Here is a 26,241-nt window from a genome sequence, read left to right as displayed (position 1 = left end):
TGTTGGAGTTTAAAAACCAGGATCCCAGTCAACTTCGATCCGTTGAGCAGTGCGATCAATTGACTTGATAACCTGCTCTTCAAGGAACGGAATTAAGCGTTCCTTTTTGCCAAAAGCATCTTTGAGGTTGGCTTTGACGACAAGTACGTCGTTCGAGCCGGTTTCGAGCATGTCAGTCACCGTACCGAGGTGGTAGCCTTTTGCATTCACCACGTCCATGCCAAACAGCTCACGCCAATAAAACTCTTGATCTGACAAAGCAGGCAGCGACTCAGTCCCGACTGCAATCTCAGCATTGGTCAGCATCTGCGCATCTTCGCGCTGATCCAGCCCTTTGAGCTTGGCAACATACCCCTTGTTGTGGCGTTTCCAGTCTTCTAACTCAAAACGTTGCCACTCGCCACGCACCTGGATATACCAAGGTGAGTAGGCAAAAATGCTCTCAGCTTCTTCAGTGTAAGAAAAAATCTTGAGCCAGCCACGAATACCGTATGACGCGCCTAGCTTGCCAACCACGATAGTATCTTGCTCACTCATTTCTTCTTTTAACCCTGACACTGGAGACTTACGCTGCTTTCGCGGCGTCTTTGACTAGCTTAGCCACACGGTCAGAAACCGTTGCGCCTTCGCCAACCCAGTGGTTCACACGATCCAGGTCAAGGCGTAGTTTCTCTTCCTGGCCTTGAGCAACAGGGTTAAAGAAACCGATTTTCTCGATGAAGCGACCGTCGCGCGCCTGGCGGCTGTCAGCTACAACGATTTGATAAAATGGGCGTTTTTTCGCGCCATGACGTGCCAAACGAATGGTTACCATATCGTCCTCATTTGCATTACTTAATAAAATTGGCCCCGTTTCGCGTCAGCAATGCGGGGCCTCGTGCCAAAATAAAGCTCGGGAATTTTACTCTTTATTGCTGTGAATGCAACTGGTTTAGTCAAATTTCCACCAGTTGTCCCAAGCCTCACAGCGAGTTGATCTGCCTGCCAACACTGGGCTGACAGGCAAGTCCGCTATCTGATTAGCCCATGAATCCGCCAGGCCCACCTGGACCACCACCCGGAGGCATCATGCCTTTCATTTGGCGCATCATGTTGCGCATGCCGCCTTTTTGCATCTTCTTCATCATTTTCTGCATTTGGGTAAACTGCTTAAGCAAACGGTTCACGTCCTGCACTTGGGTACCTGAACCTGCAGCAATCCGCTTTTTACGCGACCCTTTGATGATTTCTGGACGCTGGCGCTCACGCGGTGTCATTGAGTTGATGATCGCTTCCATTTGCAAGAACATTTTGTCATCAACGTTATCTTTCACGTTGTCGGGCACATTCGACATCCCAGGCAGCTTATCCATCATGCCCATCATGCCACCCATGCCCTTCATCTGCTCAAGCTGATCACGAAAATCGGCCAAATCGAAGCCTTTTTTCTGCTTAAACTTCTTGGCCATTTTCTCGGCTTTGTCTTGATCGACATTACGCTCGAGATCTTCGATAAGCGACAGGACATCGCCCATCCCCAAGATACGGGATGCCACCCGGTCTGGATGGAAAGGCTCCAGTGCGTCGGTTTTTTCACCCACACCCAAAAATTTGATTGGCTTACCGGTAATATGGCGCACCGATAACGCCGCACCACCACGGGCATCACCATCGACTTTGGTCAACACGACACCGGTCAGTGCTAAAGCGTCGTTAAACGCTTTGGCTGTGTTCGCGGCGTCTTGACCTGTCATGGCGTCAACCACGAACAAGGTCTCAACTGGGTTAACCGCACTATGAACGTCTTTGATCTCGCCCATCATGGCGTCATCAACGTGCAAGCGGCCCGCGGTATCAACAATCACCACGTCGTAGAACTTCAACTTGCCGTGAGCAACCGCCGCTTTGGCAATATCAACAGGGTTTTGGTCGGCGCTCGATGGGAAGAAATCCACCCCGACTTCACCCGCCAAGGTTTCCAGCTGTTTAATCGCCGCAGGGCGATAAACGTCCGCTGACACCACCAAGACTTTCTTTTTTTCCTGCTCGGTAAGCATCTTACCCAGCTTGCCCACACTGGTGGTTTTACCCGCCCCTTGCAAGCCTGCCATCAAAATCACTGCGGGCGGCTGGGCCGCAAGATCTAATTTTTCATTGGCATCGCCCATCACCGCTTCCAGCTCGGCTTGGACAATTTTAATAAATTCCTGACCAGGGGTCAGGCTTTTAGACACTTCAATGCCAACGGCGCGTTCTTTGACGCGTTTGACAAAATCACGAACCACAGGGAGCGCGACATCGGCTTCCAGCAGCGCCATACGCACTTCGCGTAGGGTCTCTTTGATATTGTCTTCCGTTAACCGACCTCGGCCGCTCACATTTTTGAGCGTCCGGGATAAACGTTCTGATAAGTTTTCAAACATGCGTTACTCGCCCACTCGTCCTATTGGCCCATGATTTTTCATCTGGGTGCAATCGCTGTCGCGAAATTACTGAGATTATACCGCAATCCCCCCATCGCTTGCATGTATCGATAGCGACGAAGATTGAGGCAAGGTATACTCACACCTTCATTCTTATTGATTAACTGACTGATCGGTGACGATGGAAATTCTGACAGCCTTATTCGCATCAATGCTTTATCTGGCCGCCATTTTGCAGATCATCCCCGGCTTGTCCAGCAACAATCAAATTAGTGCGAAGCCGGTCTTTTTCACCGCCGTGGCTGCGCTGACGCTGCATGCTTATTTGTTAAAAGACCTGATTTTATCCGGTTCAGGACAGAATCTTAGCATGCTCAACGTCGCCTCCTTGGTGAGTTTTATCATTGCGATGATGACCACAGGGCTAATTTTTCGATTGCGGCTGTGGTTCTTGCTCCCGGTGGTTTACGCCTTCGCTGGGCTAAACCTGGCGAGTGCGACCCTGCTGCCCGGTGCCTTTATTACCCATCTTGAATCGCACCCAGAAGTGCTGTTGCACATTTCTTTGGCGCTGTTCGCCTATTCAACCTTGATGATCGCCACGCTCTATGCGCTGCAACTGGCGTGGTTGGATTATCAACTCAAACACAAAAAACGCCAGGTCATTAATCACAATGTTCCTCCCTTAATGATGGTGGAGCGACAGCTTTTCAACATCATTTTGGTGGGTCAGGTTTTATTAACCTTCACTTTAATGACTGGGTTTATTTTTGTCGATGATATGTTCGCGCAAGGGAAAGCGCACAAAGCCTTCCTTTCAATGGCCGCTTGGGTCGTGTATGGCGTGCTCCTTTGGGGACATTATCAATCAGGCTGGCGTGGACGCCGGGTGGTCTGGTTTAGTATTGTGGGCGCCTTTCTACTCACTTTAGCCTATTTTGGCAGCCGTTTTGTCCGTGAGATCCTGATCGCGGGGTAAGACAGTGCGCGCATATGGCAAAGGGCAAACAGCCCCATAGGCGCGTGGCAGTAGTGTACACTCGAGCGTAGGCTCTGATCTTAAAACAAACGTAAGGAACAGTTCGTTGGACGACATATCGACGGGAATTTTAATTTCCCTTTTGGTATTGCTTATCGTCATTTCCGGTTATTTTTCCGGGTCTGAGACAGGCATGATGGCCATTAACCGCTATCGGTTACGCCACCTTTCTAAATCAGGCCATAGCGGCGCTAAGCGGGTCGAAAAACTGCTCACTCGGCCAGACCGATTGATTGGTCTTATCCTGATCGGCAATAACTTGGTCAATATTCTGGCCTCGTCGATCGCCACCGTTTTAGGTTTGCGCCTGTACGGTGATGCCGGTATTGCAATCGCCACCGGGGTACTAACCATGGTGATTTTGGTCTTCGCGGAGGTGACCCCTAAAACGCTCGCCGCCCTCTACCCGGAACGGGTCTCTTTTATCAGCAGCTTTGTGCTGACCATTCTGATGAAAGTGTTCTATCCGTTGGTCAGTTTCGTGAACTTCATAACCAATGGCTTTTTACGGATGCTGGGGTTAGGCGCAAAGGCTGATGGCAAAGACAGCTTAAGTACCGAAGAACTGCGCACGATTGTTAATGAGGCCGGGAGTCTGATCCCGCGCCGCCACCAGCATATGCTATTGTCGATTCTTGAGTTAGAAGAAGTAACCGTGGATGACATTATGGTACCGCGTAATGAAATCACCGGGATTAATATCAATGATGACTGGAAGTCGATCATGCGCCAATTCACGCATGCTCCGCATGGACGGATGGTACTCTATCGCGACACCATCGACGAAGTGGTTGGCATGCTGCGCGTGCGCAAAGCGTACCGCTTAATGGTTGAGAAAAACGAGTTTAATAAAGAAACACTGCTGCGCGCCGCCGACGAAGTGTACTTTATTCCGGAAGGCACACCACTGAATGTGCAGATGCTGAAATTCCAACGCAACAAGCAACGTATTGGTTTGGTCGTTGACGAGTATGGTGACATGATCGGTTTGGTGACCTTGGAAGATATACTTGAAGAGATCGTCGGTGAATTTACCACCTCATTGTCACCGAGCTTGGCAGAAGAAATTACGCCACTGACCGACGGTGGCTATCTGATTGAGGGCAGCGCCAATATTCGCGACTTGAATAAGAGCCTTAATTGGGCTCTACCAACCGATGGGCCGCGTACCCTCAATGGCCTTATCCTCGAGCACCTAGAAGATATTCCTAACAACCGCTTAAGTGTAGAGATTGATGGCCATCATATTGAAATTGTTGACGTTGCAGACAATATGATTAAGCAAGTTAAGGTATTACCGGCCAAGCAACCACAAGCGAGCGTAAACAGCTAGTTGAGCACCTTCGCATCAGCTATATCATGGCACTAGCACGCTGAAAAAGCCATGAGATGAACGCACAAAAAAGTGGGGCCTTCCCCACCTTTTTTGTGCTTGCCTCTTTTTAGGTCATCACCTGATCGCCCGTTACCACTGCCGTCATGAAGAGCTGTTTTCCGTAAAGGTGTAATGCCGTAATGCTTCAATAAAGCTAGCCTCTTTGATGGGTTTCACAATCACATAATCGGCACCCGCTTGATAAAAGGCCTCATGAACATGACCGTACGCATCTGCCGTGCACGCATAAATGGGGACGCGGAGCCCTAACGTATGACGAATCGCTTTGGTCGCATCAATGCCGCCAAGATTCGGCATATGGTTATCCATTAATACCAGATCATAGGGCGCTTGTTGGAGACGTTCGAGAGCCTGCTCCCCATCTTTCACCCAATCAACATCAATCTGGTATTTGTTGCAAAACGCTTGAGCCACCATGGCATTGATTTTATTGTCCTCGACCAGCAACACCCGCTCAATGCCCAAAGACGCCGGATCAAAGGGATCAGCCTCGACGGCTTGTGCAGGTTTAGCGTGTGTCACGGTCACAGGCACAGTGACCATAAAGCGACTCCCTTTTTCCGGCTCACTGGTCACATCAATCTCCCCCCCGAGCAAGTCGAGTAAGCTTTTCACGATAGATAAGCCCAAGACACTGCCTCCGTATGTCCGCGTGACGCTGGAGTCGGCTTGTACAAAAGGGTCAAACAAGGATGCTAGCGCTTGTTGATTCATACCCACGCCCGTGTCAGTGACCTCTATATGTAAGCTTGTTTGCTCACCCGACTCGACTAATTTGATGGTCATCCCCACCTTGCCGACATGGGTAAACTTCACCGCATTACTCATCAAGTTGAACAGGATTTGAGTCAGACGTGATTGATCAGAGTACACCATGGTGTCACCCGCGACGGGGGCATCAATGGTCAATGCAATCTGTTTACTCTCACAAATCGGGGTATAGATATTCTCAACGGTACGAACCATATCTTGCAGATAAAAGTCGTCGTGCTCGATGGTCATCTTTCCTTGTTCAATTTTGGAAAGGTCAAGCACATCATTTAGCACAGTTAGTAAGTGCTCACCACTTTGATAGAGACTCCCTAAAAGATCTTTTTGCTCTTTTTCTTTTGCCTTATCACTCAATATTTGGGTAATCCCTAAGATACCATTAAGCGGCGTTCGAATTTCATGGCTCATCTTAGCCAAGAACTCCGACTTGGCACGGGCAGAGGCTTCAGCCGCCTCTTTGGCTCGTTGACTTTGCTGCTCCGCTTCGATCAATGACGTGATTTCTTGACCCTGCCCAATCACCGCTTTCACTTGGTTGTCGACCATTAACGGCGCCAGATTCCAACGATACACTCGACGATCAATCTCTATGTTCACCCCTTTTAAAATCGTCCCGTTTAATGCGCGTTGTAGGTGCGGGGTAATCGCATACATAAACTGGTCGTAGAGCCAACTCGAGGCATGAATTTGCTCGTCATAGTTAAGCTTTAGTTTGGCCGCGGGGTTAATCCGTGTAATGTCAAAGTGGGTGTCCCAAACGATGATGGGTGACAAGGCATAATCAAACAGGTCTTGGAGTGAGCGCTCTTTTTCATACAAGGCATCAAACGTGGACTCCAAGGTTTTACCGATATGGTTAAACTCTTCAATATCCGATCCTGCAAAGGGCAAGGTGCGCTGTCGAGAGCGCGCGCCTTGGGTATAACGCATCAACTTTTCCAGTGAATCTGCGATGCGCGTTTGCACAAATCGATTAACCCAGATCGCTGCCACGATAATCACCATCGTGGTCAGCAGCAGGTTAATCCCCATTTGCCGCTGCAATGCCACCACATTGTCATTTTGCTGTGCCGACAGAAGCGTAATTTTTGAAGGCTCACCAGCAATGCGTAACTTGGCTTGGCTCACTAAATAGTGGCGAAATGCTTGACTCTCGCCTGGCGCGGGAAGCGTGAGATCGCGGCCAATATCATCGTTGCTGCTCAAGGTCGAGGCGAGAGTGACGTTATCGGCAGACAACCACACCGCTTGCGTACCACTGGCGCGCTGCAAACTTTTGACAAACGAGAAGTTGCCATTAAGCATCACCACCACATATAAGTAGCCCCCCAGCTTGCCGCTAGATTGAAACACAATCGGTGTGCGTCGCATTAACAGGTAGCTCTGCTCCATTTCTGTGGTGATGGTGGTTAACGCCCACCGATTAATCCCCCTTAACTGGAGGCGTAGCTGCTCTAACTGCTCACGATCAATACCATGAAAGAGGCTGCTACCGTCATGCCACAGCACACGGTCGTCTTTGGCGATAAAGCGAAAATCGGGGGTATTGGCCACGTCTTGCTGTTCTTGCTCGATAAAGTAATCATCTAAGGCAGCACTGTCTTCATTCGCCACCATTGATTGCAGTGTCATACTCGCGGCATTGGTGTTTTGATGAATTTGCAACGAGGTCAAGCGACTATCAAACACATTTTGCAGCAGACGAGACGTCTGCGTCAGGGTACGGGTGATTTCTTGATTAATCCCCGCCAACGTCAGCTGATAACTCTGTATATACACCCCGGCCGTCACAAAGAGGAAGAAGACCACGATCAAACGGGTCAGTAATTGAGACAGTGACAGCTTCGGCGGTCCCGATATGGCCATTTTTTAGTCCGAATATCTAAATGCTTGTTTTTTGAGCGCTTTTATTCGCTCAGGATCATCGTAGCGAGTAACCACTTCAAACCGCCCAGAATAGACCACAGGCACAGGTTGATGCTCAATATCACGCTTGATCGCCTCGGCCATGGCGACACCTGTGTCATCATTCATTCTCATCACAGTCACATCGAGCTGACCGGCGGCAATCGCGTCGAGTTCTGCCGAGCCACCGCCCCAGCCGTTGAGCCCAACCGTATCACGACCTAATTCATCTAAGGCCTGGACGGCACCAAACGCGACATCGGTTGCACACGCATAAATAAAGTCGAGCTTTGGATTATTATTTAGCATCGCTTTCGCCGCTTGGTAACCCGATTCTTGATCACCCTTGGTGTAATAAGCAGACAGCAAGCTGCTATCACCGTGCGAGCTCATGGCCTCAATAAAGGTATCTCCCCGCGCATCACTGACATAACCTTGCGAAAAATAAAGCACCGAATAGTTCACGCCTTCAGGATATCGCTCTTGGTAATAGCTTGCCAATGCACGACTACCACGTTGGTGATCAAACCCCACATATAAGAACGGCTGATTGTCTTGCCACGCTTTTACGGGCGTGGTGATATTTTGCAAAATAAGCTTGGTTTGGTTCTGGGATAACACATGGTTAATAAATTTACGGTGGCGCACACTGTTCAACGTAAAAATAAGATAATCGGCACCATCACGTAACGCCGCATACAACGAGGCACTTTGCTCACGAATATCAGTATTGGGGCGCGTCGTCACTTCCTGAAGCTCATATGGGATATTGAGCGCATTCAGCCGCCGCTCGAAGGCACGCACATTACGCTGCCAGTAATCGGATATTTGCTCGCCTGGCACCACCACTGAGATTTTTATCGGCTCCATGGCACCTAAAAAAGGCACGGGATCACGCTGTACGAGCGCATCCAATTCGGTGGTTAGCCTTTTCTGCTCCGGGTGCAGCGCAAGATACTCATCATAGGACCAAAAACCATTGAGTGATCCGTGGGCACTGGACATCACCATCAGCAAGGTGAGCCCAGTTAACCAACGGCAAAAACGGATCGCGTCATTTAGATGTCTAGTGCGTAAACTCACTTTTATCCCACAGCCCTTTTGTTTCCGAATCAGTGCCAGCTTAGCGAAACCCGTGCACCGACGCAGCGAGAAAAGCGAGAAGCGTGCTTGATGAGGCAAAAAAGATGCAACAAAGCCTACACTTCCCAAGCATTTATCTAGCAATCAAGACAAAAAGGGAGAAACCATCAATACCAACAAAAACGGCAGCCCAATAGGGGCTGCCGTTAGCGTTCAAAAACAGAGACGCGCTAGTCGACACGCAACGTTTGTAACATGGACTCAGGTAAGGAAAGATCATCGTTTTTGTTCACGGTCACCCCGGCATCGATGATGGCACGCGCGATATCTTTCGCCTCGTTAAGTGAGTGCATCTCATACGTCCCGCATTGATACTCGTTAAGCTCAGGGATCTTGTCTTGCGACGGTACAACCAGCACATCTTCCATCGCCAATTCCCATGCTTTCGCCACCTCAGGCTCTTGGGGCTCACCAATCAGGCTCATGTAGAAGCCTGTACGACACCCCATCGGCGAGATATCAATGATCTCCACCTTGTCGCTGTTGAGGTGGTTACGCATAAACCCAGCAAACAGGTGCTCGAGCGTGTGGATCCCTTTTTCCGTCAAGTGCTCTTCGTTAGGACGACAAAAACGAAGGTCAAACACGGTAATCGTATCACCGCTGGGGGTCTGCATCGTTTTTGCAACGCGCACAGCCGGTGCATGCATACGCGTATGGTCAACCGTAAAACTATCTAATAGTGGCATCTTACCTCCTTTGTTCCTCGCGGCGACCCTTAAAATGGCCACCAGCTCAGATTATCCTCGAGTCGTTGTCGGCAACCTTTTAGCTGCCAACCGTAGTCCTTTGCTTGTTGTTCGACTTTGCGCGCCACGCGTTTTAACCCAGGTTTCCCCTCAAACGAGCCGCGCTGAAATCCACCTCTACCTTCATGGTAAGCCAAATATTGGCGATACACATCCCACTTTGACACCCCGAGTTGGCGGTAGGTTGCATCGGTATACCAGCCAATAAACTGTAACGCGTCGGCAAAGTCAGTACGGGCGCCGCCATTATCTGTGGCTTTTTGATAATCAGACCAAGCCGGGTCTTGCGCCTGCGCATAGCCATAGGCACTGCTCACTCGCCCCCACGGCAGGATGCCTAACACATAATCACGCGGGGGCAAGGCATCATGCACAAATGCACTCTCTTGCTTTACGAACGCCATGGCCACTTGGATGGGCGTCCCCCATTCCTCTTCCATATCCACCGCCGCTTCAAACCAATCGGGGTGTTGGTCGAAGATCGCACAGAGGTTGTTGGGATTATCCGGCGGTGGTGTGGCACATCCTGATACCATCACCACGGTGAAAAGTGCACCAATATGACGGGAAAAGCGCTTCCTGCTCATCGTCGTCCGTCCAATTACCAGCTTTCAGCCATGGGCACATCTTTAAAGTAAGCATTCAAAAACGCTTCAAAGCTTTGTTTATCACTGTCTTCTACCGCTTTTTGACGCGCAACGCTTTGTTTGGCTTCTTGTAAAAAGTCGGCATCACTGTGGATATTGTAAGGCACATCCGCTAGCGCCGCTTTGTGGTCACGCGCAAGGCTTAGCCCTAGGCCGCCAATTCCACCTTGCGCTATCACGTCAGCGAGAACACGGCCAGATAGTGTGAGCTCTGGGTTATCAAAGCAGGTGATCATCTTGTCACAGACGGTCTCATAACGATGATCCCCAACGGCTTGATCCATCACTTTCGCCAACTGCTTAAGCTCACCCATTACTTGTAATCCCCACTCTGCTTGCGTGAGGGTCTCGCCTTCACATCCTGTGGTCAGGGTTAACCCTGGTTTGCGGCCTTCGAGTACAATTTTGTTCCAATTGTCACGCCAGCAATTGAGTTCAGGATCGGTCATCGGCTCAGAGGGGGACAAGGCACACCAGGCGACGAACAGATCAAGGAAATGAATCTGATCCTCTTCAATCCCCACCGCGCTGTATGGGTTCACATCCAAAGAGCGGACCTCGATGTACTCGACACCGCCTCGCTCAAGCGCTTCGGTCGGCTTTTCACCGCTTTCGGCATTCCGCTTAGGGCGTATGGGGGCATATAGCTCGTTTTCAATTTGCAGCACATTGGTGTTGAGCTGACGATACGTCTCGCCATCACGAATACCTAGCTTGGCAAACGTGTGTGAGGGGGTACGAATCGCGTTTCTTAAACCTTCAAGATATTGCTCTAGGGTGTTAAAGCCAATTTTTAGATCCGCTTGCGCATTGTTGGTATACCCCAAATCACTCAAGCGCAGCGACGTTGCATAAGGTAAGTAACACGTCCCTGACGGCATATGCTCAAAGGGCAATTGGCTTTCCGCATGCTTGATAAACGAGCCACATAAAGCAGGTGACGCACCAAATAGATAAGGGATCATCCAACCATGGCGGTAATAATTACGAATAAGATCAAAGTACCCTTGGGTGACTGACGCTTGGCTTACCGTGTCTGAGTGGTACAAATGCTGCCAAAATGTCTCAGGCAAAGAGATGTTAAAGTGCACTCCTGAGATCACTTGCATGACACTGCCATAGCGATGCTTGAGCCCTTGCCGATACAAGGTCTTCATGCGGCCGATATTTGAGCTGCCGTATTGCGCCAAGGTGATATCGTCTTCCGATGCCACCACGCATGGCATTGACATGGGCCACAATTGTTCGTCGCCCATTTGCTGATAGGTAAAGCGATGGATGTCCTGCAACTCATCCAGCATCCCTTTCACCGAGGTGTTAACAGGGGTAATAAACTCCAACAGCGATTCCGCAAAATCCGTCGTGATCCAACGGTGTGTCAGCGCGGATCCAAGTGTCTCTGGATGCGCCGTCTGCGCTAAATGGCCTGTTGGCGTAATGCGTAATGCCTCGCGCTCCAATCCGCGGCCAATCCCCTTTAAGGCATCTGGGTTTTGCGCTAAACGCGCTAACCGTTGGGTAAAGTCAGTCAAAATGTATCTCTTATTTTTTTAAGCTGCGTGGCGGTCAATATAAACAAGCTATTGCTCAAAAGCCATCACGCAGCGGAGTAAGTTTATCCAAATAGGCTTATCGATAATCAAGCGCTAACCTGCGCACTGGCAAGCCAAGTTGACGTAAGCTATCGCTAAGGCGAGACGCATCCCCGACCACAATAATTTGATAGTCGTTAGGATCAAACCAACGTGTCGCTTGGGCATTCAGCTGTTGCAATGTGATTGATTGCAATAAGGCTTTTTGTGCCTCACGGTAGTTGTCGTCTAAATCAAAGGCCTCAATATGCGCGATCAAGCCTGCTTTTTCCCATGGCGTTTCATAACGCAGCGCATCACGCTGACCACTCGATTGGCGTAAGTAAGCTAATTCTTGTGCGGAAAAGCCATTTTCTTGTGCATGCGCCATTTCTTGCCATAGCGCTTTAATCGCATCGTGTGTCGCATCAGCGCGCACATCGGTACTGACTTCTATGGTGCCTGTCTGCCGGCCTCCATAAACACCGCTATGCGCACCATAGGTATAACCTTTATCTTGACGCAAGTTTTGATTCAGGCGCGCATTAAAATTGCCCCCTAAATTAAAGTTGGCTAAGCGGGTTTTAAACATCGGGCCGGTGGCATCGTAGGGCATACCATGGCGCACCATACGAATACTGGTTTGGGGGGCTTGCGGTTTATCCACCAGCCAAATTTGTGCCTGGTCGTAGTCTTTCGGAACGGCACGCGCCACCTGAGCCGTCGGTGGCATTTGCGCTTGCCACGGCGTGATCCGGTTGGCGAGATTGATCGCATGTTCACGCGAAAGATCACCCACCACAATCAATTGGCTGCCTTGCAATACGTAGTGCTGGCGATAGAAGTGTTTCACATCGTCAAGTGTCATGGCCGCAATATCTTCCGCGACACCTCCCTCTGGGGCACGGAAGGTGGCATCTTGATATAACAGCTGGTTTGTCGCTTGGCTAGCTAACCAACCGGCATCATCAGCGCGAGAGGCCATGCCCTCCAATAACTGGGTTTTGACACGATCAAAATCTTTTTCTGCAAAGGTCGGCGAGCGTAAGGTTTTATTGACCAGTTTCAGGGTCTCACCCAGATGCTTTTTCAGTGATGTTACCGTGATTTGTGTATGGTAACTTTCTGCGTCGACATTGACTTGACTGCCCAGCTTGTCTAGCGCTCGAGTCAGCTCAGCGGCTGACATACCTGCCGCGCCCTCGGTCACCATGGTGGCCGTTAAGTGAGCGATGCCTCGCTGATCGTTAGGCTCCATCAAGGTGCCAGCGGGTAAACGAAGCTGCAAGGTGACCGTGGGTGTCTCGCGGCTCACTGTGCCTGCCAGGTGAATACCATTGTCTAAGTCCGCCCGATAAATGCGTGGCACATTCACCGTGACACTCCCATTCGGAGCCGGGATCTGGGTGCGATCGAAGTCTTCTGGCGTATCACGTCGCGCTAACGTGTCGTGCGGGTTTTGCGTCTGTACCTGACCATAATCTGGACGCTGATAGATAAAATTCGCTGGCGCCGCCACCAAATCCGTCCGTCCAACGGGGACCACACTGGTGTTCACTGCGGGCTGACCTTTTATCCATTGCCGATAGCTTTCCATCACCTTGTCAGGGGTCACCGCATTAAGGCGTGCAAGGCGCTGATTCATACGGTTTGCATCACCGTAGAGCGTATAATCACTGGCCAGCTGTGAGACCTTGCCGTCGACACTTTGCAGCGCAAAGATATTATCGGCTTCCACCATGGATTGGATTTGGTCGATATCCTCGTCACTGACTCCTTTCGCCTCAAACTGCGTCAGAGTTTGCGTTAACAAGGTACGGATCTCAGCCAGTGATTGGCCTTGGCGGCCGACACCGTAGATCTCAAACGTACAGGCCAGCTCACCGCACTGATGCGATGCGCCTGCACTTAACAGCTGCCCCGTTTGCACGAGGGACTGATAAAGCACACTGTCACGCCCTTGCCCCAATACATTGGCCAGCACGCCCAAGCGCGTCGTGGTATCCGTCTCAGGCACACTGGTAGGAAAGGTCATTACCAATACCGGTTGCGAGACCTTATCTTCCAATGTCACAAAGCGAGGGCCGTCCAGCGTGACCGGTTGAGGTTTCGCATCTGGTATTGATGGGCCTTGAGGAATATCACCAAAATATTTTTTCACCCAAGCAAGGGTTTGCTGAATATCGATGTCGCCACCAATGGTGAGGGTGGCATTGTTCGGCCCATACCAGCGCAGGAAGAATTGCTTGAGATCGCCAACGTCGACACGATTAAGGTCCTCAACATAACCAATCACCGGCCATGAGTAAGGGTGACCCTCAGGATAGAGTGCTTGATTAATCGTCTCGTTAACACGGCCATAAGGAACATTGTCTATCCGAAATGCGCGTTCGTTTTTCACCGTGTCACGCTGCACTTCAAATTTGCGTTGAGAGACCGCATCGAGCAAAAAGCCCATGCGATCAGATTCAAGCCAAAGGACACGCTCAAGCTCGTTAGCCGGCACGGTCTGGTAATACTGGGTGGTGTCACGGTTGGTTGAGCCATTGTTATAGCCCCCTACTTCTTTTATGCGCTTGCCGTGATCGTCTACGTGCTCTGAGCCTTCGAACATCATATGCTCAAAAAAGTGTGCGAAGCCAGATTTCCCCGGCTCCTCCCGGGCAGAGCCCACGTGATAACGCACATCAACGTTAACAAGAGGGTCAGAGTGATCCTCATGCAACAGCACCGTCAGTCCATTATCTAATTCAAATTGTTGATAAGGAACTTGGGCACTGCCCGCTGGGGGCGAGACAGTTTTGATCCACGTAATGCCCTCAGGCGTTTGAGTGGGTGAAGAGCCAGTCAGTTGGCACCCTGACAAGACAGATAATAAGAAAAATGTGGCGAGCAATAAACGTGGCATAGAATCATTCCTAACCGGCTACCCAACGAAATGAAATCACAATCACTAGGTAGCGCGATGCTTTTGCAACAAAGATAATCAGCCAGCACCAAGATTGGCGAAGGCGCAGCCAACCGGCCACCACGCAAAGCGGATCACCCATAACCGGGACCCAACTTAATAGCAAGGCAGCATAACCATAGCGTTGCAGCCCAGCGAGCGCTCGGCGGTGCCATGATTGACGCGGTTGATAATCGGGCAGCCAACGCCCAATGGCGTAGTTGGTCATACCACCGAGCGTATTGCCGACCGTGGCAATCGCCACAACGATCCCATCCGCGAATGAGTGCTGGGTTAATAAATACACCAGATTGGCTTCAGAGCCACCAGGCAATAAGGTCGCACTTAAAAAGCTGGTGGCAAATAAGGTTGCCAGCAGCATCCAATCGTCCATTCGACCTCATGCAGTATCATTGGTTCAGCGCTTACGACAAAGCGCTCCCCCGGGGTGAATAGCTAAGTCGAGGGCATTTCCAACACACGCTTACCACGTGTATGACCTGTTTCTAACGCTTTGTGCGCCTGTGCGCCCTGTTCAAGCGGGTAGACGGCCGCGATATCTATTTTCAGATCGCCCTGATCAAGCATGTCGAGCAAGCGCTGAGTCTGCCAAGTATTTGGATCAACCAACATACCTGTCGCCTTCAGCCCTCGCTCGGCAGCCGCGGAGGTAATGGTATCGCGCGTATTAGTGGGGACGGTGACAATACGCCCACCGGTTTTCAGGCCTGCTAATGCATCAATGGCGGTGTCTACTCCCACCAAATCAATCACCAGATCAAACTCACCATTGGCGGTAGCCCAATGCGGTTGATGGTAATCGATCGGTGTCGCATCCAGTTGACGTAAAAAGGCATGATTGTTTTCAGAAGCCGTGGCAAAAACCTGGGCCCCGAGACGAACGGCTAACTGTACCGCAAGGTGCCCGACGCCGCCGGCGCCGGCTAAAATCAATACTTTTTCGTCACGCGCCAGTTTACCATGCTCAAGTGCTTGCCAAGCCGTCAGCCCTGCCAATGGCACTGCGGCGGCATCCACCATAGGCACACTCGGCGGCACGGTTGATAACAAGCCAGCATCGGCGACCACATATTGGCTGTATCCCCCGCCTTCGGTGGGGAAACCAATCATCCCAGCGACACGATCCCCCACATCAAACTTGCTTTCATTGGTGCCATTCGCCACCACGACCCCGGCAACGTCATAGCCAGGCACCCAAGGCAAATGATCGCGATTATGCTCAGCAGCCCAACCAAGCCCTGCTCGCGTTTTTGCATCAATGGGGTTAACCCCAGCCGCTTTTACTTGAATCAACACCTGCTCTTCAGAGGGCGACGGAATCGGACGATTGACCGGGGTAAGTACCTCTGGTGCACCAAATTCAGTGATTGCAAGTGAGAGATTATTCGACATATTGACTCCTTTCGCATGCCATTGTGCTTATGCTGGCGTATCTATTAATAGTATTCGCCTTGACGACGAGATAAAGCACAGAGCCATTGCAAAGCGTAAACCTCTAGTCTTAACAAAAAAAGCGGCAGACTCAATGCCTACCGCTATTTTCTTTTTATCGACTCGGTATCAAATCACTGAAGGCTAGCCGACCAAAGCCAGCAAAATCCCGGCCGCGACCGCAGAGCCCAATACGCCAGCCACATTGGGTCCCATCGCATGCATTAATAAGAAGTTATGCGGGTTGGCATCGAGTCCTACTTTGTTAACCACTCGGGCCGCCATCGGAACGGCTGATACACCGGCTGCCCCAATCAATGGGTTGATAGGATCGCGGCTAAAGCGGTTAAGGATTTTGGCCATTAATACCCCAGTTCCGGTGCCGATGCTAAATGCGACGGCGCCCAATACCAAGATCCCTAAGGTTTCAAACTGAAGAAACTTATCGGCTTCCAATTTGGAGCCTACCGCCAGACCAAGGAAAATGGTGACAATGTTGATCAGCTCATTTTGCGCCGTTCCCGATAAACGGTCCACCACGCCACACTCTCGCATCAAGTTGCCAAGACAGAACATACCAACCAGCGGGGTCGCCGAGGGCAAGAACAAGATGGTCATCATCAGCACCGCCAGCGGAAACAGGACCTTCTCTGTTTTCGACACATGACGGAGTTGCTTCATCTCAATCTTGCGTTCGCTGTCAGAGGTAAACAACTTCATGATGGGTGGCTGAATAATGGGTACCAACGCCATATAGCTATAGGCTGCGACGGCAATGGCGCCGAGCAAGTCCGGTGATAATCGACTGGCGAGGAAGATAGCCGTCGGCCCATCCGCGCCCCCAATGATGGCAATGGAAGCGGCATCTTGGAGGCTAAACGCCATGCCTGGCACCAAGTTAAGTAAAATGGCCCCAAACAAGGTAGCAAAAATACCAAACTGTGCCGCGGCACCGAGCAACAAGGTGCGCGGGTTAGCGATCAGCGCGCCAAAATCGGTCATCGCCCCCACCCCCATAAAGATCAGCAGGGGGAATACGCCAGTATCAATCCCGACATGGTAGACATAGTAGAGCAGGCCGCCTGGCTCGTTAAAACCGGCATTGGGTATATTCGCCAATATGGCGCCAAAACCGATAGGTAGGAGCAACAGTGGCTCAAACCCACGTCGAATCGCCAAAAAGAGCAATAGACAGCCCACGGCAATCATTACCAACTGTGGCCACTGGAAGTTTGCCAGTCCAGTTTCCGACCACAGGATCATTAATCCTTCCATGCTGCCCTCTTATCCTAAGTGCAATAACGGCATGCCGACAGTCACGGCATCGCCTTCTTTCACTTGTACGTCTTGGACGGTGCCCGCATGGGCAGCTCGCACCTCGGTTTCCATCTTCATCGCTTCCAAGATGATCAGGACATCGCCTTCCTGGACATGCTCCCCTGGGGTGACCATCACCTTAAAAATGTTCCCTGCCAGAGGGGCCGTCACCGGCTCAAGGTTGCTTGGCGCAGCTTGAGGGGCTGGCGCACTCGTCGATACTGGCGCCTGACTCACTGTCTGAATATCACCCAGCGCCCCATCTGGCCCTACATCGACCTGATAGACCTGACCATTAACACGCACGCTGTAGGTTTCCACGTCACCACTGCCTGATTGCTCAGGTACGGCGGGTGCAGGTGTTGGCTCCCCGGTTGGTACTGGTTCAAACGCTTCAGGGTTACCTCGGTTTTGTAAGAATTTCCACCCCACCTGCGGGAACAGGGCATAGGTCAGCACATCATCAATGGTCTGATCCGCTAAAGTGACATTCTCGGCCGCGGCTTTGTCGGTCAGTGCTTGAGTCAGCGCGTCCATTTCCGGCTCCAGCTTATCAGCAGGGCGACAGGTGATTGCCTCTTCGCCATCTAACACGCGAGCCTGGAGTGTTGCATTAACCGGCGCGGGGGCTTTTCCATACTCCCCTTTGAGTAATGCAGCCGTCTCTTTGGTAATACTCTTGTAGCGCTCACCGGTCAGCACGTTAATCACCGATTGAGAGCCGACAATTTGCGAAGTCGGGGTGACTAAGGGGATATAGCCTAAATCTTCACGGACCCGGGGAATTTCCTCCAACACTTCGTCCATTTTGTCGGTCGCCCCCTGCTCTTTAAGCTGGCTCTCCATATTGGTCAGCATGCCGCCGGGCACTTGTGCAATCAAAATACGTGAGTCGACGCCTTTAAGCTGCCCTTCAAATTGCGCGTATTTTTTACGCACGGTGCGGAAATAAGCGGCAATGGACTCAAGCTTATTCAGATCGAGGTTCGTTTCACGCTCAGTGCCTTCGAGCATCGCTACCACGGTTTCCGTCGGCGTGTGCCCGTAGGTTTGGCTCATTGAAGAAATGGCGGTATCGAGCACATCCAGGCCCGCTTCAACCGCTTTGACGGCGGTGGCCGTCGATAATCCCGTGGTGGCGTGACAATGCAAGGATAGGGGGATATCACACGCCGCTTTGATACGGCTCACCAGCTCATGGGCTTCATAAGGCTTTAGCAAACCAGACATGTCTTTAATGCACAGCGAGTGACAGCCGAGATCTTCCAACTGTTTGGCCAAGTCGGTCCAGGTGTCCATGGTGTGCACGGGACTGGTGGTATAAGAGATGGTGCCTTGCGCATGCGCACCGACTTCCACCGCCGCGCCCACCGCTGCTTGGAAGTTGCGCACATCGTTCATCGCATCAAAGATCCGGAACACATCCATGCCATTTGCATGTGCGCGCTCGACAAACTTGTGTACCACATCATCGGCGTAGTGGCGATAACCCAAGAGGTTCTGACCACGCAACAGCATCTGCATCGGCGTATTTGGCATCGCTTTTTTGAGCTCTCGCAAGCGCACCCAAGGATCTTCACCCAAGTAGCGAATACAAGCATCAAAGGTCGCCCCACCCCAGGTTTCCAGTGACCAAAAACCAATTTGATCTAGCTCGGCGGCAATCGGCAACATATCGTCCAAACGCAGACGTGTGGCAAACAACGACTGATGGGCATCACGCAATACCACATCGGTAATAGCTAACGGCGTAGACATAACAAACTCCTTTTTTATATGTGCCTGGCCACTCAACGGTGACGTTGGCGGTACTGCTGAACAGCGACAGTGATCGCGGCAATCACATCCGGTGAAGGCTGCGATACGTCAGGTGCTGCTTGGGCTTTGGGCTGAGCGGCTGCTTTCGCCGCGGCAGGGGGGATAGGGTCACCAAAACGTTCCAGTTGGCGGACCAAAAAAATTAATATCGAAAGAAATACAAATACCACAACCATGCCGGTTAACATCAGCATCGTTGCCTGTTCTAAAAGCGGGCCTAAATCCATGGTTTCTTCCTTGTCACACTCACTATTGCTTACTTCTAAGCAGTGATTGCCCCCATTATTATCCATTTATTTTGGTGGCAAACTCATCAACGGCGTTCAAAATACTAACAATTCGTATCAATGACAATCTGGCGATTGCGTTTTTGTTACCTCATAACGCCCATCAATGGGCATTTTTAGCCACTTCGCGATCAAACCAAACAAACTAAGTGTTTATATACAATTACCGTCAATACGGGGCCGAGAGCCACTGACGCGAGCACCGAATAAAATGGGGAACGATACCAATTTTCAGACTATCGCACTTTTGGAAAAAACCTTTTTCCTATCGTGATTATTTGTATTAACCGTAAAAACGACGCACTGAACGTGACAACCAAGCAATCAAAACGTAAAGGGAGATATAAAGGAAACGCGGAGAGACATGAAGAGGTCAACGATAACTATCGAAGCGATAGGAGTAAACGAAGGATGGTATGCGATAAGGCAGAGAAGCGAGCAAAATGGCGCGTCCGGGAGGATTCGAACCTCCGACCGCCTGGTTCGTAGCCAGGTACTCTATCCAGCTGAGCTACGGACGCGCTGACGGATTTGCTTAAGATTGAAGATGGCGCGCTCGGGAGGATTCGAACCTCCGACCGCCTGGTTCGTAGCCAGGTACTCTATCCAGCTGAGCTACGAGCGCGTGTCGTCAATCTTACGTTCATCATGAACTGTGTTGCGGGTCTTCCGTGAAGAGATGGCGCGTCCGGGAGGATTCGAACCTCCGACCGCCTGGTTCGTAGCCAGGTACTCTATCCAGCTGAGCTACGGACGCACATCTTAATACAAGGCAGGCTTGTAAATCATGGCGGTGAGGGAGGGATTCGAACCCTCGATACGGCTACAAACCGTATACTCCCTTAGCAGGGGAGCGCCTTCAGCCACTCGGCCACCTCACCGCAAGTTATGGCGCGTCCGGGAGGATTCGAACCTCCGACCGCCTGGTTCGTAGCCAGGTACTCTATCCAGCTGAGCTACGGACGCGCATCTATTTTGCTGCAGCAACATGGCGGTGAGGGAGGGATTCGAACCCTCGATACGGCTACAAACCGTATACTCCCTTAGCAGGGGAGCGCCTTCAGCCACTCGGCCACCTCACCGTCGCTGCGGGTGCACATATTACTTTGAGCCACATATATGTCAAACACTTTTCTGGCAAAAATCGTCTTGCCACCAACAAATGGACAATTATCACCCACAGCCCAATTCTATTGTTGGATTTATCGCCGTTTCATTCTGATTTTACGGGAAAAGCAGGGATAAAAAAGGCCGACCTTTGGTCGACCTCTTTTTGCCTTGTTAGTAGTCGCTCTGACCACTTGCAGGCGCGCCTTTTTCGGCCTGAATACGCATGTAGATCTCTTCACGATGTACCGAAACATCTTTCGGTGCATTCACACCAATACGGACTTGGTTACCTTTTACACCCAATACAGTGACAGTGACTTCATCACCAATCATCAAGGTTTCGCCCACACGGCGAGTTAAAATCAGCATGCTTCTACTCCTTGAGTATCAATCTTTTACTTATTCAATTAGTGTCTGAGCCAGATAACCCGCCAGCGTATCGGCCCGTTACCTGTGATCGTTGGATTCTTTCCCTGCTCATGATGCCAATACGGGCGCTGACTCGCGTCCGTATTCCACACTATGGTCGAATTATCACACCATATCCAGAAAAGGGCAGAGAAATTTACTGTTTTATCATCATGCCGTTAGCCGTGGAGGCGATTGACCTGAGATAACAGTGTAAGAGAAATCTGTACGGCATTGGCCAGCATGGTGACAAAATCTAACCAATATCACGTCTTACCGCTGACACCGCTTAAGGCGTTGCACTATACAGAATCAGGAAAAAAGTGCAATTATTAATCTAGATCACAAAAAAGGGTCGCGATACGCGACCCTCTTGACTTTTTAAAAAAACAAAAGCGACTTATAGTTGCTCAGCGAGCCAGGTCTCCGCGGAGGCTAATGCATTCGGCAGTGCACTCACATCACTACCGCCGGCTTGTGCCATATCAGGACGACCACCGCCTTTGCCACCCACTTGCTGTGCGACAAGGTTGACCAGCTCACCCGCTTTTACCGTGCCGGTTAGATCCTTGGTGACACCGGCAATCAGGCCGACTTTATCATTGGCCACGTTACCGAGTAGCACAATGCCACTGCCCATTTGGTTTTTCAGATCATCCACCATGCTACGCAGTGCTTTGTTATCCGCACCATCAAGCTGGCTAATCAGCACTTTTACCCCGTTTAGCTCACGGACCTGATTGATCAGCCCAGCACTTTCTTGTGCGGCCAGTTTCTGTTTAAGCTGCTGAATTTGTTTCTCTAACGCTTTCGCTTTGCTCTGGGCTTCGTCAAGTTTGGCTTCATAGTCAGCCTGTTGCTGATAAACGCTATCAATGGCCGCTTGCCCGGTAATGGCTTCGATGCGGCGTACACCGGCCGCGATACCCGCTTCAGAGACGATTTTAAACATGCCAATGTCGCCCGTACGCGTCGCGTGTGTCCCGCCACACAGCTCGATAGAAAAGTCACCCATGCTTAATACACGCACTTGGTCATCGTATTTCTCACCAAACAGTGCCATCGCGCCTTTTTGCTTGGCGGCTTCGATATCCATCACTTCTGTCTGCACGGGGCTATTTTCACGGATTTGTTGATTCACGATCCGCTCAACCGCTTTGAGTTCGTCAGCGGTGACCGGCTCAAGGTGTGAGAAGTCAAAACGCAACCCATCAGGCCGGACTAGCGAGCCTTTTTGCGCAATGTGCTTCCCTAGTACCTCACGCAGTGCGGCGTGCAGCAAGTGAGTCGCGGAATGATTCATCGCTACCGCGTGACGACGCGCGGCATCCACGCGAGCGGTGGCTTGTGCCCCGACACTCAGTTGCCCTTCCGACAAGCTACCGTAATGTGCAATGGCTTGCCCCGCTTTCTGGGTATCCGTCACGGTAAATCGCCCTTGGTCAGTGTCAATCACCCCTGTATCACCACATTGGCCACCGGCCTCGGCATAGAAAGGCGTGTGGTCAAGGATCACCACCGCTTTATCGCCCGATACCAAGCTATCAACGGTGTCACCGTCGACAAAAATCTCAGTGATCTGGCCTGTGCCTTCTGTCCCTGTGTAACCACAAAAATCAGAGCCATGCTCCACTTTTATGGCTTGGTTGTAGTCAGTGCCAAACTGACCGGCTTCGCGCGCGCGCTGACGCTGGGCTTCCATCGCCGCTTCAAAGCCGGCTTCATCAATGCGATAACCGCGCTCACGCGCAACATCATTGGTTAAGTCTGCCGGGAAGCCGTAAGTGTCATAGAGTTTGAAGACAGTTTCACCATCTAACTCGTCACCCTTAACCTTGTCCAAGGCCTCTTCCAACATCAACATGCCACGCTCAAGCGTGCGACCAAAGTTGTCTTCTTCAATCTTAAGGACTTTTTCCACCATGGTTTGCTGGGCACGCAGATCTTCACCTGCCGTCCCCATGATGGTAGCGAGAGGGCCAACCAGCTTATAGAAAAACGCCTCTTTGCTGCCAAGCTTGTTACCATGACGAACCGCACGACGAATGATTCGGCGTAACACATAGCCTCGCCCTTCGTTAGAAGGCATCACACCATCAACAATCAAATATGCACACGAGCGGATGTGGTCAGCGACTACGCGCAAAGACTGGTTAGTGAGATCTTCAACCCCAATGATCTCAGCGACTTGCTTAATCAATTGCTGGAAAACATCGATTTCATAGTTAGAGTGCACGCCCTGCTTAATTGCCGCTATGCGTTCAATCCCCATACCGGTATCCACTGACGGCTTAGGCAGATTTTCCATGGTGCCGTCTGCTTGGCGGTTAAACTGCATAAAGACGATATTCCAGATCTCGATGAAGCGATCCCCGTCTTCTTCTGGCGTCCCTGGCGGGCCACCCCAAATATGCTCACCATGATCATAGAAAATTTCGCTACATGGTCCGCATGGCCCAGTATCGCCCATTTGCCAGAAATTATCTGACTCGTAAGGCTTACCACCTTCTTTATCGCCGATACGCACAATGCGATCCGCTGGGACACCGATTTGCTGATGCCAAATATCAAATGCTTCGTCATCGGTTTCGTATACGGTTACCAACAGCTTTTCTTTTGGCAAGCCAATGGTTTCGGTTAAAAATGCCCATGCGTATTGAATTGCATCTTGCTTGAAGTAATCACCGAAGCTGAAATTGCCGAGCATTTCAAAGAAGGTATGGTGGCGCGCGGTAAAACCGACGTTTTCAAGGTCGTTGTGTTTGCCGCCCGCCCGCACACAACGCTGTGCTGACGTTGCACGCGTGTAGTCACGCTTTTCAACCCCTAAAAAAGTATCTTTAAACTGGTTCATCCCTGCGTTGGTGAACAAAAGCGTTGGGTCATCGGCAGGCACGAGCGACGAGCTAGGCACAATCTGGTGCCCTTTGCTTTCAAAGAACTTGAGAAACGCTGTACGGATCTCATCAGTGCTCATATACATTGGCTAATCCTGATAATCGAATATTGCGTTAGCAACCAGATATGGTCGTGACGCGATGGAAGCATGGTTTTATTTACGCCATTGTAAACAACCGATCGCGTGCGGAAAAGAGACAGAGTGGGATTGGTTTAGAAATGCGTGTCCGAATCGTCGTGACTGAGTGCGTATTGGATTTGATCAAAGTTAAAGCCACGTGACTGTAAAAAGCGCATGCGTTTGGCTTTTTCCTTTTGCTCGGCTGGCGGAAGGCGGCCATCGAGATCGGCATATTTACGCTGTGCGGTCTCTCTGGCTAGCGCATACCAGTCAACCTCTTGCTCTTGTTCGGCACGTGATAACAACTCAGTGTCGATGCCCTTTCGCTTGGCATCTTGACAAATACGTAGCCAGCCATGATGTTTGCTCACACCTTGGCGCAATAAGCTGGCCGCAAAACGGGCATCATCTAACCAACCACGCGCGAGACACTCATCAAGGGTCAGCGCAATGGTGTCTTGATCAAACCCGCGTTGAGTCAGTTTTTTTTGCAGCTCGTGAACAGAATGGTCACGGCGGGCTAACAAGCCCACCGCAACGTCTTGGCACGATACGGCCATTACAGCTGATCGTCCTCGGCTTCTGCCTCCGCGTTCGCGTCGACCGCTTCGTTGTTGAGGCCAGGCTGCAGCAACATCTCACGCAAGGTGGTGTCAATTTCTTCCGCAATGTGTGGGTTTTCTTTCAGGTATTTACATGCATTGGCTTTACCTTGGCCAATTTTATCGCCTTTGTAGCTGTACCAAGCACCGGCTTTTTCTACCAGCTTGTGTTTCACGCCCAAGTCTACTAATTCGCCTTGTAAGTTAATGCCTTGGCCATAAAGGATTTGGAATTCGGCTTGTTTAAAGGGCGCAGCCACTTTGTTTTTTACCACTTTGACGCGGGTTTCGTTGCCCACCACTTCGTCACCTTCTTTAATCGCACCAATGCGGCGAATATCCAGGCGAACCGAGGCGTAGAATTTTAACGCGTTACCCCCAGTCGTGGTTTCTGGGTTACCAAACATCACACCAATTTTCATGCGAATTTGGTTGATGAAGACCATCATGGTATTGCTGTTTTTGATGTTGGCTGTGAGCTTACGCATCGCTTGTGACAACATCCGCGCTTGCAGACCCATGTGTGAGTCGCCCATCTCGCCTTCAATCTCAGCTTTAGGTGTCAATGCCGCCACCGAGTCAATCACGATCATGTCGACAGCGCCCGAGCGTGTCAGGGCATCGGCAATTTCCAACGCTTGCTCACCGGTATCTGGCTGAGAGACCAAAAGGTTATCGATATCAACACCCAGCTTGCGCGCATAAATAGGGTCAAGAGCATGCTCAGCGTCGATAAAGGCACAGGTCTTTCCCATTTTTTGTGCTTCGGCAATCGCTTCTAGCGTCAGCGTCGTTTTACCTGATGACTCTGGGCCATAGATTTCGATAATACGACCAAAAGGCAACCCGCCGGCACCTAGGGCAATATCGAGAGACAAAGAGCCGGTCGATACGGTTTCGATGTCCATGGTGCGGTCATCACCCAGACGCATGATTGAGCCTTTGCCAAATTGCTTTTCGATTTGCCCGAGTGCGGCTGCGAGCGCCTTTTCTTTGTTATCGTCCATTTCAGTCTCCAGGAAATAAACCGCTATCTATGCGATGAAAGCTATCAGTCATTGGGGCTAAGTATACTGTCCATACATACAGTGTCTAGCCCTGTATAGAAAAAATCTGTGTGGTGCGACACGTCTCCAGTTACGGAGACAAGCGCCTTAAAGCATGGGACAACACATGCGCGACCGTTTGTTCACGAACCGCGCGCCTGTCCCCCTCAAAATGACAGACTTCTGTGTCAGTTTCGCCACCATGCCAAGCCCATGCGCACCACACGGTACCCACAGGTTTATCAGCACTCCCCCCCGATGGGCCAGCCACGCCACTCACGGCAATCGCCAAGTCTGCTTCTGCCTCTTGGCGCGCACCTTCCGCCATCGCCATCACCACAGGTTCACTCACCGCGCCATATTGTGCTAATAGGTCATCTGGCACGTGCACTTGTTGGTGTTTGGCTGGATTGCTGTAGGTCACCCATGCTTGCTGAAACCATTGCGAGCTTCCTGGCACGTCCGTCAAGCAGTAAGCGATACCGCCCCCGGTGCAAGACTCTGCGGTGGTCACTGTCAGCCCTGCATCCAATAAGGCACCGCCGAGTTGCTTTGCTAGCGAGAATAACTGTTCCACCATGCGCTCCTTTTGTTGAGGGGGAAGAAACCGGT

At 51.0% G+C, this 26,241-nt stretch carries 21 protein-coding genes and 6 tRNA genes; 2 read left to right on the top strand and 25 right to left on the bottom strand.

The window, feature by feature from the left end; translation table 11 throughout:
• Positions 1 to 9 precede the first annotated feature (9 nt).
• From rimM to ffh, 3 genes are all read right to left on the bottom strand, one after another.
• Positions 10 to 537 carry a ribosome maturation factor RimM gene (gene rimM, locus FCN78_RS02965; RefSeq protein WP_069363487.1) on the bottom strand — a complete coding sequence of 176 codons (528 nt, stop codon included), beginning with the start codon at positions 535 to 537 and terminating at the stop codon, positions 10 to 12.
• 28 nt (positions 538 to 565) lie between these two features.
• The gene (gene rpsP / locus FCN78_RS02960) at positions 566 to 814 is read right to left on the bottom strand and encodes a 30S ribosomal protein S16 (RefSeq protein ID WP_069363486.1); all 249 of its coding nucleotides are present in this window, start codon (positions 812 to 814) and stop codon (positions 566 to 568) included.
• Between the two features lie 205 nt (positions 815 to 1,019).
• Positions 1,020 to 2,402 (bottom strand): signal recognition particle protein, encoded by a 1,383-nt coding sequence (gene ffh / locus FCN78_RS02955; protein ID WP_077659543.1) that lies wholly within the window; start codon positions 2,400 to 2,402, stop codon positions 1,020 to 1,022.
• Between the two features lie 181 nt (positions 2,403 to 2,583).
• Here ffh and FCN78_RS02950 point away from each other — a divergent pair, with 181 nt between their 5' ends.
• Entirely contained in the window at positions 2,584 to 3,381 is a 798-nt protein-coding gene (locus tag FCN78_RS02950) for a cytochrome C assembly family protein (protein WP_077659542.1), read from the top strand.
• A 106-nt stretch (positions 3,382 to 3,487) separates the two neighbouring features.
• Complete coding sequence (locus tag FCN78_RS02945; RefSeq protein ID WP_077484424.1) at positions 3,488 to 4,774, top strand: HlyC/CorC family transporter; 1,287 nt, start codon at positions 3,488 to 3,490, stop codon at positions 4,772 to 4,774.
• A gap of 144 nt (positions 4,775 to 4,918) precedes the next feature.
• On the opposite strand, the gene FCN78_RS02940 is transcribed toward FCN78_RS02945, so the two are convergent.
• From FCN78_RS02940 to FCN78_RS02835, 22 genes are all read right to left on the bottom strand, one after another.
• Positions 4,919 to 7,474, bottom strand: coding sequence for a LuxQ periplasmic sensor domain-containing protein (locus FCN78_RS02940; RefSeq protein ID WP_137317896.1), 2,556 nt, complete (start codon positions 7,472 to 7,474; stop codon positions 4,919 to 4,921).
• Between the two features lie 3 nt (positions 7,475 to 7,477).
• The gene (locus FCN78_RS02935) at positions 7,478 to 8,524 is read right to left on the bottom strand and encodes a substrate-binding domain-containing protein (RefSeq protein WP_077650550.1); all 1,047 of its coding nucleotides are present in this window, start codon (positions 8,522 to 8,524) and stop codon (positions 7,478 to 7,480) included.
• Between the two features lie 302 nt (positions 8,525 to 8,826).
• Complete coding sequence (gene luxS, locus FCN78_RS02930; RefSeq protein WP_069363481.1) at positions 8,827 to 9,345, bottom strand: S-ribosylhomocysteine lyase; 519 nt, start codon at positions 9,343 to 9,345, stop codon at positions 8,827 to 8,829.
• Between the two features lie 29 nt (positions 9,346 to 9,374).
• Entirely contained in the window at positions 9,375 to 9,992 is a 618-nt protein-coding gene (locus FCN78_RS02925) for a transglycosylase SLT domain-containing protein (RefSeq protein WP_069363480.1), read from the bottom strand.
• Positions 9,993 to 10,006: 14 nt separating this feature from the next.
• Positions 10,007 to 11,584 carry a glutamate--cysteine ligase gene (gshA, locus tag FCN78_RS02920; protein ID WP_077522818.1) on the bottom strand — a complete coding sequence of 526 codons (1,578 nt, stop codon included), beginning with the start codon at positions 11,582 to 11,584 and terminating at the stop codon, positions 10,007 to 10,009.
• A gap of 97 nt (positions 11,585 to 11,681) precedes the next feature.
• Positions 11,682 to 14,531: a M16 family metallopeptidase gene (locus FCN78_RS02915; protein ID WP_077659540.1), complete on the bottom strand. Its 2,850-nt coding sequence runs from the start codon at positions 14,529 to 14,531 to the stop codon at positions 11,682 to 11,684.
• Positions 14,532 to 14,541: 10 nt separating this feature from the next.
• A complete protein-coding gene (locus FCN78_RS02910) occupies positions 14,542 to 14,964 on the bottom strand; it encodes a YqaA family protein (protein WP_077458984.1) in 423 nt (140 codons plus the stop codon).
• Between the two features lie 62 nt (positions 14,965 to 15,026).
• Complete coding sequence (locus tag FCN78_RS02905; RefSeq protein ID WP_077659539.1) at positions 15,027 to 15,983, bottom strand: NADP-dependent oxidoreductase; 957 nt, start codon at positions 15,981 to 15,983, stop codon at positions 15,027 to 15,029.
• 183 nt (positions 15,984 to 16,166) lie between these two features.
• Positions 16,167 to 17,297: a sodium ion-translocating decarboxylase subunit beta gene (locus FCN78_RS02900; RefSeq protein ID WP_069363475.1), complete on the bottom strand. Its 1,131-nt coding sequence runs from the start codon at positions 17,295 to 17,297 to the stop codon at positions 16,167 to 16,169.
• Positions 17,298 to 17,306: 9 nt separating this feature from the next.
• Positions 17,307 to 19,097 (bottom strand): sodium-extruding oxaloacetate decarboxylase subunit alpha, encoded by a 1,791-nt coding sequence (oadA, locus tag FCN78_RS02895; protein WP_077659538.1) that lies wholly within the window; start codon positions 19,095 to 19,097, stop codon positions 17,307 to 17,309.
• Positions 19,098 to 19,129: 32 nt separating this feature from the next.
• Positions 19,130 to 19,384, bottom strand: a complete 255-nt coding sequence (locus FCN78_RS02890; protein WP_069363473.1) for an OadG family transporter subunit — start codon at positions 19,382 to 19,384, stop codon at positions 19,130 to 19,132.
• A gap of 504 nt (positions 19,385 to 19,888) precedes the next feature.
• A tRNA-Arg gene (locus FCN78_RS02885) sits at positions 19,889 to 19,965 on the bottom strand.
• A 27-nt stretch (positions 19,966 to 19,992) separates the two neighbouring features.
• Positions 19,993 to 20,069: transfer RNA gene (locus FCN78_RS02880), tRNA-Arg, on the bottom strand.
• A gap of 55 nt (positions 20,070 to 20,124) precedes the next feature.
• A tRNA-Arg gene (locus FCN78_RS02875) sits at positions 20,125 to 20,201 on the bottom strand.
• 31 nt (positions 20,202 to 20,232) lie between these two features.
• A tRNA-Ser gene (locus FCN78_RS02870) sits at positions 20,233 to 20,325 on the bottom strand.
• A gap of 8 nt (positions 20,326 to 20,333) precedes the next feature.
• Positions 20,334 to 20,410, bottom strand: a tRNA-Arg gene (locus FCN78_RS02865).
• A gap of 23 nt (positions 20,411 to 20,433) precedes the next feature.
• Positions 20,434 to 20,526 (bottom strand) — tRNA-Ser (locus FCN78_RS02860).
• Positions 20,527 to 20,725: 199 nt separating this feature from the next.
• On the bottom strand, positions 20,726 to 20,923 hold the full coding sequence (gene csrA, locus FCN78_RS02855) for a carbon storage regulator CsrA (RefSeq protein ID WP_077650507.1): 198 nt from the start codon (positions 20,921 to 20,923) through the stop codon (positions 20,726 to 20,728).
• Between the two features lie 439 nt (positions 20,924 to 21,362).
• Complete coding sequence (alaS, locus tag FCN78_RS02850) at positions 21,363 to 23,945, bottom strand: alanine--tRNA ligase (RefSeq protein ID WP_077659096.1); 2,583 nt, start codon at positions 23,943 to 23,945, stop codon at positions 21,363 to 21,365.
• Positions 23,946 to 24,073: 128 nt separating this feature from the next.
• Positions 24,074 to 24,541, bottom strand: a complete 468-nt coding sequence (locus tag FCN78_RS02845) for a regulatory protein RecX (RefSeq protein WP_235607560.1) — start codon at positions 24,539 to 24,541, stop codon at positions 24,074 to 24,076.
• Entirely contained in the window at positions 24,541 to 25,590 is a 1,050-nt protein-coding gene (recA, locus tag FCN78_RS02840; RefSeq protein ID WP_069363470.1) for a recombinase RecA, read from the bottom strand. The genes FCN78_RS02845 and recA overlap by 1 nt, the downstream gene beginning before the upstream one ends.
• Before the next feature lie 130 nt (positions 25,591 to 25,720).
• Positions 25,721 to 26,206, bottom strand: coding sequence for a CinA family protein (locus FCN78_RS02835; RefSeq protein ID WP_077659100.1), 486 nt, complete (start codon positions 26,204 to 26,206; stop codon positions 25,721 to 25,723).
• Between the last annotated feature and the right edge of the window lie 35 nt (positions 26,207 to 26,241).

Source organism: Salinivibrio kushneri (genome assembly GCF_005280275.1).
In the GTDB taxonomy this organism is placed as follows: Bacteria; Pseudomonadota; Gammaproteobacteria; order Enterobacterales; family Vibrionaceae; genus Salinivibrio; species Salinivibrio kushneri.
Note: the sequence above shows the minus strand (reverse complement) of the source record. Positions and strands in the feature narration are given on the sequence as shown.